At 52.8% G+C, this 14,318-nt stretch carries 9 protein-coding genes, 1 tRNA gene and 3 pseudogenes; 5 read left to right on the top strand and 8 right to left on the bottom strand.

The genetic code is table 11. The features are described from left to right. Nucleotides 1-403: 403 nt before the first annotated feature. The 8 genes and pseudogenes from ACR0BK_RS04580 to ACR0BK_RS04545 all read right to left on the bottom strand — a co-directional run bounded on the left by ACR0BK_RS04580 (nucleotide 404) and on the right by ACR0BK_RS04545 (nucleotide 10,811). Nucleotides 404-2,215 carry a TniQ family protein gene (locus ACR0BK_RS04580; protein WP_480554138.1) on the bottom strand — a complete coding sequence of 604 codons (1,812 nt, stop codon included), beginning with the start codon at nucleotides 2,213-2,215 and terminating at the stop codon, nucleotides 404-406. Nucleotides 2,216-2,246: 31 nt separating this feature from the next. Then, the gene (locus tag ACR0BK_RS04575) at nucleotides 2,247-3,248 is read right to left on the bottom strand and encodes a TniB family NTP-binding protein (RefSeq protein ID WP_480553902.1); all 1,002 of its coding nucleotides are present in this window, start codon (nucleotides 3,246-3,248) and stop codon (nucleotides 2,247-2,249) included. After that, nucleotides 3,245-5,506: a transposase family protein gene (locus tag ACR0BK_RS04570; RefSeq protein ID WP_480553901.1), complete on the bottom strand. Its 2,262-nt coding sequence runs from the start codon at nucleotides 5,504-5,506 to the stop codon at nucleotides 3,245-3,247. Before ACR0BK_RS04570 ends, ACR0BK_RS04575 begins: the two co-directional genes overlap by 4 nt. Nucleotides 5,507-5,511: 5 nt before the next feature. Next, complete coding sequence (locus ACR0BK_RS04565) at nucleotides 5,512-6,183, bottom strand: hypothetical protein (RefSeq protein ID WP_480553900.1); 672 nt, start codon at nucleotides 6,181-6,183, stop codon at nucleotides 5,512-5,514. Nucleotides 6,184-7,659: 1,476 nt separating this feature from the next. Further along, nucleotides 7,660-8,564 (bottom strand): annotated as a pseudogene (locus tag ACR0BK_RS04560) (IS3 family transposase); the annotation flags it as partial. A gap of 6 nt (nucleotides 8,565-8,570) precedes the next feature. Further along, nucleotides 8,571-9,932, bottom strand: a pseudogene (locus tag ACR0BK_RS04555) (IS110 family RNA-guided transposase). Between the two features lie 228 nt (nucleotides 9,933-10,160). After that, a pseudogene (locus ACR0BK_RS04550) lies at nucleotides 10,161-10,400 on the bottom strand (transposase); the annotation flags it as partial. Nucleotides 10,401-10,490: 90 nt separating this feature from the next. Beyond that, entirely contained in the window at nucleotides 10,491-10,811 is a 321-nt protein-coding gene (locus ACR0BK_RS04545) for a hypothetical protein (protein ID WP_480553899.1), read from the bottom strand. Between the two features lie 119 nt (nucleotides 10,812-10,930). Here ACR0BK_RS04545 and ACR0BK_RS04540 point away from each other — a divergent pair, with 119 nt between their 5' ends. The 5 genes from ACR0BK_RS04540 to ACR0BK_RS04520 all read left to right on the top strand — a co-directional run bounded on the left by ACR0BK_RS04540 (nucleotide 10,931) and on the right by ACR0BK_RS04520 (nucleotide 14,068). Next, entirely contained in the window at nucleotides 10,931-11,059 is a 129-nt protein-coding gene (locus ACR0BK_RS04540) for a hypothetical protein (protein WP_480553898.1), read from the top strand. A gap of 507 nt (nucleotides 11,060-11,566) precedes the next feature. Further along, nucleotides 11,567-11,660: transfer RNA gene (locus ACR0BK_RS04535), tRNA-Ile, on the top strand. A gap of 226 nt (nucleotides 11,661-11,886) precedes the next feature. Then, nucleotides 11,887-12,378 carry a hypothetical protein gene (locus ACR0BK_RS04530; RefSeq protein WP_480553897.1) on the top strand — a complete coding sequence of 164 codons (492 nt, stop codon included), beginning with the start codon at nucleotides 11,887-11,889 and terminating at the stop codon, nucleotides 12,376-12,378. Nucleotides 12,379-12,458: 80 nt separating this feature from the next. Continuing rightward, nucleotides 12,459-13,679, top strand: coding sequence for an AAA family ATPase (locus tag ACR0BK_RS04525; RefSeq protein WP_480553896.1), 1,221 nt, complete (start codon nucleotides 12,459-12,461; stop codon nucleotides 13,677-13,679). Between the two features lie 80 nt (nucleotides 13,680-13,759). Then, on the top strand, nucleotides 13,760-14,068 hold the full coding sequence (locus tag ACR0BK_RS04520; RefSeq protein WP_480474846.1) for a hypothetical protein: 309 nt from the start codon (nucleotides 13,760-13,762) through the stop codon (nucleotides 14,066-14,068). Nucleotides 14,069-14,318: the final 250 nt, after the last annotated feature.

Below are 14,318 nucleotides of genomic sequence, written 5' to 3'. Positions count from 1 at the left end.
GAAGTGAATCAAAAAATATGTGTTCGACCTGAAATCAATACGCGCCTGCGAACAATCCCGTGTCTTGTTCGTTGCTGGCCGTCCGATCATCAACTGGCTGCGACTGATCAGGGTTCGAAATAGAAACCACCGCCCAGAAAAGCGATGGCCACGCTTGCGTGGCCAGACACTCAGTCTGTCGGGTCAAATTGATGAGCGCTGACTTTGTACGGCAGCCCCTAAATAACCCTCATTCGCCAAGATGCCCGCCACGAAACCTTTGTATTTACTGGATCTTTATTTGCCCACGATCAAAACGGCGAACACTTTGCCCACTTTGCCAATACATTAAGACCCACAGAAAAATTTTTAGGGGCAAAAAAAGCCGCCTCAAAGGGCGGCTAAAAAACTGTTCCTAAACAACTCAGACATCTGTTGCCCAATAAAATTCAGCACCAACCTCCTTCGGATCCCAAACTGGAAACACCCCTCGCTCTGACAGCGCTTTTCGAGCCGCGGGAACAGTCATTGACATCCTCTCAGAAACCACTGAGAGCTTCTGAAACCTAAACTTGAAGCTCTCGACGCTGCGCGGATCAACCAGATCGCGCACTTGGCCCGCATGTCTAGCTTGCCCGCAGATTTTCAATGGAGGTTCCATGTCATCAGGCGATTTTCGCAAGAGAGCTTCGATAGAGCCTATCGGAAGACCAAGAACCCGCGCAGTATAGGAGATAGAGATTCCTGACAAACCCGACCGAACACCCAGTTTTCTTCCAACTTCATTCTTGTCGATCAGAACAGATTTATATCGCAACTCTTCATCGAGCAGTTCGATCTTGGTTAGATCTTGTCGGAGCAGCAATTCAACGATCCTGACAGAGTGCACCTTTAAGGACTTGGATGCGTCAACGATTCCGAGCATACCTTGAGAGGGCTTTGATACGCATTGCCCAAAAGCTCGAAGTTGATCCACAAACGTATTCAAGTCCTCCGCGTTGATGCCTTGCGTGACACTTCTTCGACCGTCCCGACGCCCTGCAATTGGCTTGAGAATGCCTGCCTCAATCAATTGAGCGACTTGGTGTCTTCCGCATCCAAGATACTCCGGAACCGAAGAAACAGGTATTGATCGCTGTATCTTTTTCAGCAGGTTTTCAGCGGAGAGCACTTCGATTGCGCTGATATCTCGAGCTGGATCGAAATCTGATGGCAATAAGCCTGCCATCTTTAGGGCGTTTTGCACAGTTTTGGGGTGAACGCCAAATTTCTGGCTTAGCGATACCACTGAATGACGGCGACGTTGGCGGACGGGCTCGCCAAATAAGTCGACGCCGACAGCAATAGGCATTGTATCCAGAATGTGTTCTCGAAATACTTCACGAAATGGTCCGACCGGTTTGCGGTACTTTTTGAATTGGATCCATTGATAGAGAACTCCAAATACACCCTGCGGACCTGCCTGGATCATGGAACACGATGCTCGAGACTGGATTAACTCAAGTCCCTCCCGAACGCCTTTCAAGCCTCTCCGGGTGAATTCGAAACCAGTACGCCCAGCCAAATCCAAATCCAACTGCGACAGGGTGGAAAGGTTCACACTTGAGCCGAATTCAATGCACGCACCGAGCATCTCTGTGGCACGCGACGCTAGATCAATCTTTTGGTTGTCCAACCACTCCGGACCCTCGACTCCCTCAAATCTGTTTTCAATGTAGGATTGTAGACCGGAAACCTCTCTGGGCGCTGCGCCGTCAACCATCTCAGTCAGCTGCGCCACAGCAGGCATATGCGCAGCCAAATCCAGGAAGAGTGTACCTGGGCCCTCCCCTCGTTCTCGCACCAAGGGAATGGAATGCTTGGGACAAGTTCTTATTGCTGAAAATGCCCAGTTGATACGCCCAACTGCCATTCCGAATGAACGCTTTTCATCGGAAATGTCATGTAGGATACACTTTGGGCAATAACTCACCCGGTTTCCAGCAACGAACTCAGAATGAAACTCTTCGCTCCGATGCTTGTAGTAACGAAGCGAAAGCTGCATGTATCCACCTTGCACAAGCCGATCCGGCGAAATGCCAGTTAGCTCATGCATCCGCTCGACCGCGTTGTCCCGGGTTCTGGCGAGGTCCTGGAGAGGCACACTCACAAACGATACAAACTCTTTCGCAGACATATCACACTGAACACGCGCGAACCGGCTGACCCATGAAACAAAGCTTTCACCGGGCAACATGGGTACAAATGGCGAAACATAGTTCAAAGCTTCACCCCCGCCCCACTTGCCGACGCTGACGACTGGTCCGCTCAGCCTCAAAATCCTCGACATCCCGGTCTAGATCCAAAGCAGCCCAATCGTCGATGACGAAGACATTTTCATCCCAAGCGCACCCTTCCTGAATACTCCAGGCTTCAGCGAAGTGCCTTGCAATCAAGCGCTCGCTGCCTTCGTAGAGGGCCTGTTCGATTGCGGCGAGAATGGTCTCGATGGATCGACCAAAGAGTCCGCGGCTACCATGAATTAATCTCCTCAGGGTATCGAGCTCAATTTCCGGCCTGATGCGAGCCATTTCACAATAGGTTTCGATCAAACCTTGAAGGTTCTCTTCGTCGTGTCCGATCAACAGGGGGCGGGGAAGGACTTTACGGAACCGCCGATCCACTTGTTGATCGTAGCGCGCAACTTCGAGCAGTCGTTCAGTGCCACTCAGGACGACAATCACAGCCCCATCACCTTGCATCAGTGACTTGAGAGTTTTGAGCATGTCATCGATTTCACACGCTGATCGAGACAAGAAAACATCCTGTGCTTCATCGATCCAGAGCACCACAATGCCCAATAGAGACAAGCGGTGCTTGACGATGCGCCAGATGTCCCAAGCAGGGGCACGTTCGGAAATGTTGGAGAAACCAAGTTCAGCGAGGATTGCCCGACCTAAACTCTTGAGGGTCGCTGGGCTGGGCACTTGAATCCGGATGTAGCTGGGCAGGTCGGCTCCAGGCGCCGCTTGCAACGCCTGGTGTTTGCTCAATACTCTCAAGACTGCGGTGGTCTTACCGTCGCCTGGTTTTGCGACAACCATCAATCCTTTGGCCTCAAGGCCACCGGCATAACGTTCCGGGAGAGCCAGCTTGCCACCGTTCTCGTCGCTCTGAAGCAAGCGATCAATCTCGCGTTCGATCTGCCGATGGCGGTTGTTTTTGAAATATTGGGCTCGCAGTGGCTGCATGATGGCCTGGGGATCGATACTGGGGGAACTCCGGCTCATTTGTTGCCCTCCCCGTCAATCTCCCAATCGTCATATTGAACGCGATGCTGCATGCCATCAGCTTCCTTGGCTTCGGAAACCCAGTCAGGCTTCAACGGGATCACTGACATGCCAAACTGCTCGGAACCCGTTTCCAACTGCGGCTGAGAAGTCGTGACCTTAAAACCCACGAAAAGTTCTTTCTCCAGAGCGTCAACACGCTCATCTGAAAAGACTTGAGAAACCAGACCGAACTCGAGTGACTTTCTGAGGTTCATCGCATCAATCGCCTCGAGTGCGTTGGCGACGATCCGTTCACTCCACGCCTTCTGCCTGGGGTTCGCAATCTTCATCTGGCGTCTCGCTGCCACCCATTGTTGAGCGTGCACGCCTTCGAACTCTTCGTACACCGCAGGCACTTCGTGCCAATGCTGGCCCAACTTGACGAAGATCGCGCCAATGTTTTCAGGCAGCCAACTAACCTGCAAGTCTTGCTTTCCGCGTTGTGCGAACCACTCAGCGAGTTGTTCAGAATGATACTGCACACCCATGACAGTGAGACCGGCCTTGCTGAGTGACCGTTCGAGTTTAGTTCCAAAGATGAGGCGCTTGCGCCGCATGTCCGGCGCAGCCTGAGCCGGGAAGTTCCCGTCCTCCATGTCTTCGTTCCATTGCTGGAGTGGTGTTCGGCCATGAAGTCCCTCGTGAGGCGTATTGTGGTACACGTCCACGATCCAGCGAACCAACGCCGAGCAAAGATCTTCTGTATTCAAGCAGGTACGTTCTTCCGTAGGATGGTCGCCTCGTTCGACTGAAGAGGAAAAAGTACGCCCATGAAGACGTGAAACGACACCAGTCGAAGCGGTCTTGAAGAACCTTTCAACAGTGCCCCTCATGGCGGGCAAACCAGCAATAGTTTTCTCGAGCGTGATACCCAGATCGAGGCAAGTGCCGATGAATAATTGAGACTTGAAAGCAGCACCATTGTCAGTCACCAGAGTCTCCGGCAAACCAAACAGATCCCAGGGCGCCTCAGCACCGACCGCATCGACCCAAGCACCTTTGTCTTGCAATGCCATTTTCAAGCAATCTACGGCGGTCGCGGCTTCAGGGTTTTTTGCCAGCGTCATGGCAAGAATGCATCGCGTCCGGCAGTCGATGACGACAGAAATCCACCAACGTCTACTTTTGGCGCCTTTCTCGTCGAGCAGGCCCAATCTCTCGAGTTCCTTCTGAGAGAACAAGTACCGTAGACCTGTTCCGGAGATAAGCGTGCGCAAGTCAACACGCCACTCATCCATTTCACATCGCTCAAGTGGCCGGTAAACCTCAATGCCACGGCCAACTGGTTTGCAGCGCTTCACCGCTTCGTGATAGCCGAACCTATTCAACGCAACTTCAAACTTGCTGAAGTTGTTGATGCAACGGCGTACGGCATCCCGACTGGGAACCCGATATGGGGTCAGGCCCTGCTCGCGCCGAATTTCATTAGCCTTTTCGAACGCCCGTTGGACGTCATCTGTCGTCTTCTTCTTAGTGGGGCGATTGAGGTCGAGATAACTTTTCCGGGTCTCCTCTTCGAGCAACTCGCGCTCTTCGGTCGAATAGTAGCTATACCGATTTCCGCGATTGTGGGCACTGTCGATGAGCCCAAGCTTGCCCAAACGGCGATAAGCCTTCACCCATTTGCGAAGAGTCGTTGGATGAACCGGCTCAACTGTCAGAACCGATTTTCGCCCACCCTGCCGCTTGCGCCTTTTGCCTTGTTGAATCTCCTCTTTATCCATCTCGGCATTCGGAGATGGCATCTCTTCTGTCGCGATAGAAGCTGCCCGTTCGCAAATCTCATGCATCAATTTTGCGATGGAGGTGTCATTTGGTGAGACGCGATCCTCACTTTCCAGCTCCAAGTATGCAAGCACCAACCCGTACCGAACCCAGTAGCGTTCACGTTGTTTTTCAGTCAGATCGAAGAGCGCGATACTCTGTTCCACGCCTTGATGCCGCTCTGCTTTGGGAAGAAAGTGATCACGCTCATGCGTAATCTTGCCTTCTGAATTGAGCCGACTCAACTGTTCGAAACCAAAAAACTCAGAAAAACCCTCGCCCGAGGTTGGACACAAAACATAACCATCTGCGACCAAGCCGGCCAAGCGCATCCGCTTGTCGCCAATCGTTACACGATCATGATGTGAGATCATGAACCGACTATTTGAGGATGAATTCGCCGATTTCTTTACGCCGGCAATTTTTTGGGACAAATTAGTGTGCATAGTCATGGAAATTATCCTTTCCGTTGGACAAGTGAGTTGGGCGTGATGATTTCACGAGTGACTGGCGCCAAGTGTTGAGTTGAAACCAAGCGAACGAGTGCTCGGAAACCGGCGGCACCAAGACCGGTCCGAATTGTCAAATCGCGCAAAGAAGCCGCGCCAACGAGATTTGAGACAACTTGCAACGCTGCTTCGTCTGCGGTTGGATCTGGAGTCCTGACTGCCCAGAAAAGCTGAGCATTCCGTTTCTCAACTCGGTCGGCACTTTTCTCAGTCAAAATGCGGACATCGTTGCAAAATCCAGATCTAGTCGCGAACCACGCAACCTCCTGCATTTCTTCAAGAAAGGTAGATCTCGCTGCACGAAAAAGAGGCTTCACTGCAAAGGCAACTTTGCAGCCACCACGGAGATGAGCGACGTAATCAAATACATGGCTGCGCAATTTTCCATGCAAACTTTTCCAGGAGAAGCGGACCTGGTCGAAGATGTCCTCAACCTCCAGCTTCGCGTTCAAAACAAGCAGGCTGACAAGCTCAAGATGCGACTCCGCCTGCATTCTGACACCGGGACCTGAACCGATAACGGTGTGAGCGGTGCAATGGCGATTGGCAGCCTTGGCAATGGTACGGTCGGATCGGAAATCCGAGGGGAGTCTAATTCCCTCTGGGGATTGTTGTTCCATGTGAGAACCTCACGTCTGTTGAGTGCCGTCGAACGCATGCGACGGAGTTGCTCAGAATTCGAATATTTGTGGGAAGCAGGCGGCCGAGACCGCCCGATCACACAGCTATTCGCGTGAGGGTCAAAAAGTGTTGGATGGCCATGGACGATGCCTTTCGATCACTCTCGAAAAGCCACCTCAAAGGCTCATAGATTTTTTTAGTGAACGCCATGATGAGCGCCTCATATCGACATATTGCCTGCAAGAAGCTCGCTACAGATTTTTGGAAATCCAAAAGAACGCTGTGCCGAGAATCCGGGTAAACGGAAGGTCAGGCAGCCCGTATAAGAGCGGAGATGATATGACAGCGTTTGTACGTCATGGGATCCCTCATTACGCATAATTCGAATTGCGAATCAAGCCCAAATTTCCATTTCCAGAAAATTCACTCTACTTTTTGGTGTGCGGCATGTGCCAAATGGGTTACATCATTGAGAGCAAATCGAGTATTGCGCTGGATAGTCATTTTGACTGTCCAAAACTCTTCACGATAATGAACGCTATTCCGTATCGAATGTATACAACGCCATGAGTTGCAATCTACCTATCGCGTCCATTCAGCGAATCGACACGAATCACCGTGCCGCAACTTGGGGTATTGAAGGCCCATAATCGGCTCTACACCGCAAAACACTCGACTGTTCTATTCTTCACCCAGTCGGATGTCCGCCCCAACCTTAACCCCGCCTATTCTATGCATCTATCCTTTCCAACGCAGGATTGAATTAGGCGAAGCCTAATTCCAAGTCAGTAAATCGGATTTTGGTGACCAAGAATAAATATTTAAAACCAATTACTTATTGAAATTTTCGCTCCCTTGCGGTACGATCACCGCCAATGAGAAATCGGTCCAATTCTGGGCCGGCACATTGGATGAAGGTGGAAGTCTTGGTGATGCAAATCGCTGTCGACCAAAACGTTGCCCGGGCGGGAACTGCGATACGCAGACCTCGCTCAAAAGGGCGACGTGAAGATTGCTTTGGAGGGCGTTGCCGCCAGCGAGCACCCGGCCCTTGGCGATCCGAACTGCATTTTTTGTCGGTCGGCGATGGCAATGTGGTTCATGCTGCAAACACGCATTGTTGCTGGGAACTACAGCTATTTCTACTAATAAAGTTTCTCCAGACAATATTGGTCAGTAGTCAATATGACTAGCTAGGCCGGAGTTGGAAATATCGGATCACCTATCTAGGGAAGGCGACTCTACTTCAGATAGCACGGTTTTCTTCGCCGAAAGCCTGAAACGTTGCAAGTTTTTCGTCTTGTCAATTCGTGCGAAACATCACCCGCAAGGTTGCGATCCGGCACCTCCTTCACTTAACTTTCGATTTGCCGGGCAACTCCAAGATCCGGGTACTGAAATTTTGGGACTACAGCTACAATGGTTTCTGAATCTGAGCCTGACATCGGAGCTCCTGGTGAGGTGCCCCTAGTTTCCTAGACACCTGCCGTGGTCAGTTTGTGCTGTCTGATTTCGAAGTCAACGGGCGACAGCATGCCGTTGTTCGTGTGCTTGCGCTTCGAGTTTTAGATCATCTCGATGTATTCGAACACGTCCTGCCGTGCAGCTTCCCGCGTTGGGTAGGTGCGGCGTTTGATCCGCTCCCGTTTCAGCAACTGGTAGAAGCTTTCTGCCACTGCGTTATCATGGCAATTGCCGCGCCTGCTCATGCTGGGTTCCAGGTTATGCTGACGCAGGAACAACTGCCACTCCCAGCTGGTAAATTGGGAGCCCTGGTCGGAGTGGACCATGACCTTGCCTGCGGGTTTGCGTCGCCACACGGCCATCAGCAGAGCTTGAAGGGCGAGGTCGGTGGTCATCCGGGATTGAGCGGACCAGCCGACGACGCGGCGGGAGAACAGGTCAATGACGACACACAGGTACATCCAGCCTTCGTGGGTCTTGATGTAGGTGATGTCGGTCACCCAGACTTGGTCCGGCCGAAAGGTCTGAAACTGCTGTTCCAGCCTGTTCTCGGCAACGACGGCCGGTTTGCCGCCGTAGCGGCCGGGCCGCCGCCTGTAGCCGACCTGCGCAGCGATCCCGGACAGAGACGCCAGCCGCGCGGCCCGGTTCTCGGAAATCTTCTCTCCCAGGTCGCGCAGATCATCCGCCAGCTTGTGATAGCCATAGATCTTGCCGCTCTCGGCCCAGACCGCCGGATCAACGCAGTCTGGCGCACATCCTCCTGCGCACGGTGGCTTAACGGTTCCTTAAGCCATGCGTAGAAGCCGGAGAAGTGGATCCGCAGCACCCTGCACATGGCCCGAACGCGAAACTGTTCTCGATGCGCGTTGATGAACGCGTACTTCACTTTACATTCTGCGCGAAGTACGCGCTGGCCTTCCTAAGAAACAGCTTCAGCGTTTGAGATGGGTGCCAGGGCAAATCCCATCGTCTTTGCACGGCGCTGGAGGTTCGAGAGTACACGTTTCCGATGTCGCTCATCATAGGCAGCCGCACCTTGATCTTGATATGTCATGCCATGACGGATTGCGTTTTAGAACAGAACTGCGATCTTTCGCGCCGTGGCTGTGACAGCCTTTTGTTTGCCGACCCGGGCCGAGAGACGTCGATAGAACGCGCCCAATGCGGTGTCGCTTCGACCAAGAGTAACAGCGGCCAGTCGTAAGAGCGCAGCTGCGCGACTTGAAGATCGGCGAGTCCTTGAAGACAGCAGTTTGCCTCCAGAGATCTTGTTGCCGGGCGCGAGGCAGAGCCACGACGTGAAGTGCTTTGCGCTCTGCCACGCCCGCAAATCCGTCCCGCATTCGGATACCAGCTTGAGAGCCAGAGACGGTCCAAGGCCATGGATTTGCGTCAGGTCTGTGCCCAGCACACCGTAAAGCGCAGCTCGTATGTCGAAGGCAGGCGCATTGCGTTGCTTGCCTTTGAACCTGGCTTTTGGAATGGGTGCTAAGTCGCCATCTGTCCGCACGGTCAATGCGCAAACGGCATCTTCAAGCTTGGCATCACAAGTGGCAATCTGGGATTTGTAGAAGTCATAGAGTTCAAGTGACTGTGTCAGCGCAAAAACATGTTCGTCCCGGTCGTTCCCGATAAGGGCGGCTTTGATCGTTTCGATAGAAGATTTGCACCTCACATCGCGATACTCGGCCAACACATCAGGGTCACGTTCGCCTGCCACGATGGCGCGGATGATCTTCATCCCTGTCGCGCCTGTAATATCTGAGACGACATGATGAAGTTGCAGGTTCATCTCCATCAGGGCCTTCTGCATGTGCTGGATATGAGCGGCAGCATACTCCGTCAGCCGTTCTCGCTGGCGCATATAGGCGCGTAACGTGGCGATCTCTGCTGTGGGTCTGAAGCTGCCGCGCAACAGACCATAGGAATGGAGTTGCCGTAGCCAACTTGCATCGCTCACATCAGTTTTGCGACCTGGTACATTCTTGGCATAGCGGGCATTCACCAAGATCACCTCGAGACCATGCGCCTCCAAAATCTCGAACGCTGGTATCCAGTAAACGCCGGTCGATTCCATCGCCACAGTAGTGGCGCCGCAAGACTGGAACCAATCGGCCAAATCATGCAGGTCCTGAGTGAATGTTCCGAAGGCCCGTACCGGACTGGCATGAACATCCGGGTTCACCGCTGCCATGTGCATTGTTGAGCCGATATCAATCGCCGCTGCATTCGGATTGACCAACTTCAAATCCGGGTGGTCGCCGGTTCTGCGCCTTGTCATAGCATCTCCTCCGTTCAAATCGAAGGGCGTGGGCCATGCAAGTTCGTCATCTTCCTAACCGGGATCGCCGCGATAGCGGCGTCGCCACTCTCAAGTACGCATCAACCCATGTGCCACGTTTTTTAACGGGGTCCAGCCCACCAATAAGCTATCGGCAACTGCCCTTCGCGTAGAGCGTAGCATAAGCTGTTTCCGCCCCGCACAGGCGGGCAACGGCCCGGAACAGTTTTTTAAGATATCGCGCTCCTCGGTCACCCTGGCCAATTCCCGCTTCAGCCGCCGGTTCTCGGCCTCATGATTCACGCCAGGATTCTTGGGTGCAGGATCGCTGAACAGCTTGAGCCACTTGCAGAGCGAATGCGTGCTCACACCCAAACGCCGGGACACCTCCGGAACCGGATACCCCCGCACCGTGATCTGATGCACCGCATCCCGCTTGAACTCGTCGCTGTAATTGCTTGTCCCCATGTCGGCCTCCTTGCCTCAAAGTTAGGGGGCAAAGCGTCTACAAATATAGGGGCACCTCAGTCGTCACCAAAATGGACCAGTGCATTGCGTTCAGGACTTCCAAGCACACAACGTGGCCCCGCCATTTTGCCAGCAAGCACCGTCGCGGTACAGCGTACCCAGATTATGGTTGGCTTTGCTTTCGCGATCACTCCACATCGCAGTCCCGATGCCAGCATCATCAAGATAGAAGTACACGAATGCCAGCCTGTCGTCTTCGTCTGCGACAAAGAAGTCACCGCCGCCCATTGGATCGAAGACGCAGGGACCTTGCATCTCGATGACGCCGTCAATTTCCAGGTAGCAGATTTCTGCGCTGGTGACCGTGCTCGTAATAAGAAAGGTAACTGCGGAAGCAATGGTGTTTTTCAAATCTAGTGTCCTTAAAAATGCTCGTTTCTCCCGCTAGTTGTACTCAGAATCTGACCAAATTTTGGCTGCTGGTACGCAATAACCATCCCCACTCAGGATCTCTGTGGTAGAATGAGCGAATGGAACCTGACCAGATCATTTCAATCCTCGCCGTCGGCATCGGAGTATTTGGTTTAGCAGTATGTTGGCTGACATGGCGAAGCCTGCCCGAAGAGCCGAAAGCGGCTACAGACGAAGAGATTGAATAAGTATTCTTAGATAAGACCAAGACCCGAGCAATTTTTGTTGATGACATCGAATATCAGAAAAGGATTCGGAAGGAATTCTCCGATAAAGACCAATGACTTTTTCATCTTCTTTGTGATGGAGGATCCTCAAGCCATCCAAACCTTGGGGAGCACGCTCGTTTTCATTGTTCCAATCTTATTCCTGAGACCGTGGAACCGACGAATGCTAATCGCATCCAACGTTCTTTGGGCAATTTCTGTGACGCCGCAAATACGAACTATGTGGGCATCAGGATCGGTCGATTCTTCACTAAGGGAAGTCACGGAAGCTCGTATCAAATTTGCAGCCCCGTAACATGCCGAGAAAAATAGTTAATTATCTCAATTGACTGCGCATCATTTTACATGACGCTTCAGTTTCCATCTTGACGCAGGCGCAGGAATTGGACCAGCCTTAGCGCATGTCAAACGCACGCATCATCTGCCACCGAATATCGACCTGAGGTCGATAGCCCACGCGAAACCCGTGGGAGGCAGCATTGGTATGCGGGCGGGGCTTATACCCCTGTGATAGCTCCAGATTAGAGTGCACGAGTCGGTTCGATTCCGACGCCTCCTACCATTTTCAAAGGAGGAATTTCTTGTGCGGGAAAGTAAGACTCAGCATGAATTAAGTTGGCTTCCTAGAAGCGTTGCCCTCTATCAAGACACCCTGGAATTCAAACAGCACCTGCGCGCAGCGGGACCAAGTCTCTGGTGGTCCAAGTTCCGAGACTTGGTTGCGGACGCAATCTGTGAATACAGGGTCAAGTTGCCCCGGCGTCACCGTCAAGAAACGGGAGGCAGGTATGTCAGTGATTGATTGGGATGACATCCATAACAGCGTCGTCAGCGAGCTTGGAAAGGAGTTCCAGGGCTGGATCCGGATCGTCGAAGAAGCGCTTGAGCGCGTCAAGAAGCGCGCGATTGAGCAAAAAAAGCCTGCCCCAGAGGTTCATCAGATCAAGCAAAAATTTGGCGAGCTGCGTATCTATTATAGCCGCGCGAACACCGACGGCTATCAGGATTCGGACATTTTGGCCGCGATCACTGAGGCAAATCGTTGTTGCCAGTGGTGCGGAAACAGCTGTCGCACGCAGATCATCGATGCCTGGATCGTCAACATGTGCTGCTGGTGCATGCACCGAATGGCGGACAACACCGGCAAGTCGAAGCCCAAGTTCAACATCCAACACCTGCTGGACGATCCACTCCGGTGTCAGAGCTGTGGCTATGTCGGGCAGATTGCCTGGAAGGCAACCGGTCATCGGTGCCCGTGTTGCGTCTCCAAAGGACTGTAGAAATGGTGCTCAAGAAACGGCAATGGGAAGACGCTGAAATCAGACGGCTCTCGGGGTTCGACTGGGAGTTCCAGGACGTTGTGCGCCGCGTTGTCGAAGTTGTTGGAGACAAGCGTGAATGGGACGAACTCAAGGCGCGCATTATCGATCACCAGTCCGCCCTAGACGCGTTTAAGGTAATCAAATGCCGAGGTGCTGAAGCAGTATGCTATGCCGACACGGACGATCCAGATTGGCGCCAAACCGAAATTGACAAGCTGAAATCAGACGATCCGATCCCGACATCTTTCGCGGCATATGCAATCAACCAGATGCCCAGCATGGATGTCTGGCACCAGGTCGCTGAATTGCTTGTCAAAAACTACCAGACGAAGTTGGCAGAGGATGGTGAGTCTGAAGAAGATCCCGATAAACTCGACGCGCGTTACCTCATCGGCCAAAGCGGCTTTGACTACCTGCCGCGCAATCTCAAAAACGAAATGCCAAAACACATCCGGGAATTGGTTGACTGGAGTGGCCAGTTCGCGCGCCTCAAAGTTCCGGATCACCTTGAGAAAGTTCGCTTGCTGACAACAAATTTCCCACACTGCAAGCGGGCCGTCGACGGTATTGTTCACGACATCGAATTGAGTTGGGGCATGGGATCAGATGTCATCCGGTTCCGACCGACGCTTTTGGTTGGTTCTCCTGGTATCGGCAAAACCAAGTTTTCGAGGGAGCTTTGCAAGACACTTGGGCTATACGCCCAGTCTGCCAATGTGGGCGGTATTTCGGAAAATCATCTGTTCGGTTTGTCCGCGGGGTGGCATAGCGCCCATCCGGGCATTGTAACGCAGGCCGTCGCTTCGGCACGCATTCTAAATCCCGCCATTATCCTGGACGAGATCGACAAGACCCATTCGGGTAGAAACGGGGATATCCAGGGTGAACTCCTGGGGCTGTTGGAGCCCGAAGAAGCCAGGCGTTACCGGGAAAAATACCTGACCACCGAAGTCGATGCATCACATGTGAACTGGATCTTCACCGCAAACGTGCTGGACAAGGTCTCGGCGCCGCTGCGGAGCCGTTGCAAGGTCTATGAGATCCCGCAACCGACGCAGGAGCAGGTGCCTGCCATCATCAACAGTCTCGTCGGTGGATATGCGGCGGACCACGGTCTCAGGCGGGAGTTCTTCTCGCTTGATATCGGCGAGGTCGAAGCACTGGCTGACACGTACAAGGTGCATAAATCCATCCGCATTCTGGGGCGTCTGGTACACGGATACCTCCATGAGAAATCGATAGAACTGCCGTCTGCATGATCCGCGCGGCGAGGAAGCAATTCAAAGTGTTCTCCCGGCAAAACCGAACGAGAGCACCTCAGAATAATAAGGATAAACCTATGACGTCATCAAAGCCCGATACGGTAACCAAACCTCTCCAGTTCATGGTCTCGGAGGAAATATTCGAGCATTTTGGCGCACTGGCCGTCCAGTTTGCAGGCCATGGGAAAGGAGCCAAAACCGCTCTCTTTCTCGAACTAATCGCCTTCTATGAACGCACCCCGACGAGCGAAACGGCAAAAGTGGCTGAACTCGAAGGCGAGCTTCGTGAAGCCAGGGTGCAAGAGGAAGAACTGGCGGCGGAACTGGAACGAATGGTCCGTCGGCAAAATGCGTTGCTGGATCTGCTCGCAGAGCAAAGTGTGTGAGGAATACCGGGCTATCGTCGTGTATTGAATGAAAGTCTACAGAGCGCATCAAATCTTACGCTGCACTCTCCAAGATCTATGCCCACTTTTCAGCCCGAAGCGAACCTTCAAAATCCGACTTTGCAATTCTCGTGTTGCGGGACGAAGCTGCCGCAGACGCGACCTGACAGCGTGCTTTGCGGACTATTTTTGCAGTTCAATATTATGCTTCTGAAAGTCTGTCGTGGCGTTTGTATGCGGATAGGTTTGA

Source organism: Ruegeria sp. AF1, assembly GCF_056542125.1.
The sequence above is the reverse complement of the archived record's forward strand: the minus strand, read 5'-3'. Positions and strand labels throughout refer to the sequence as shown.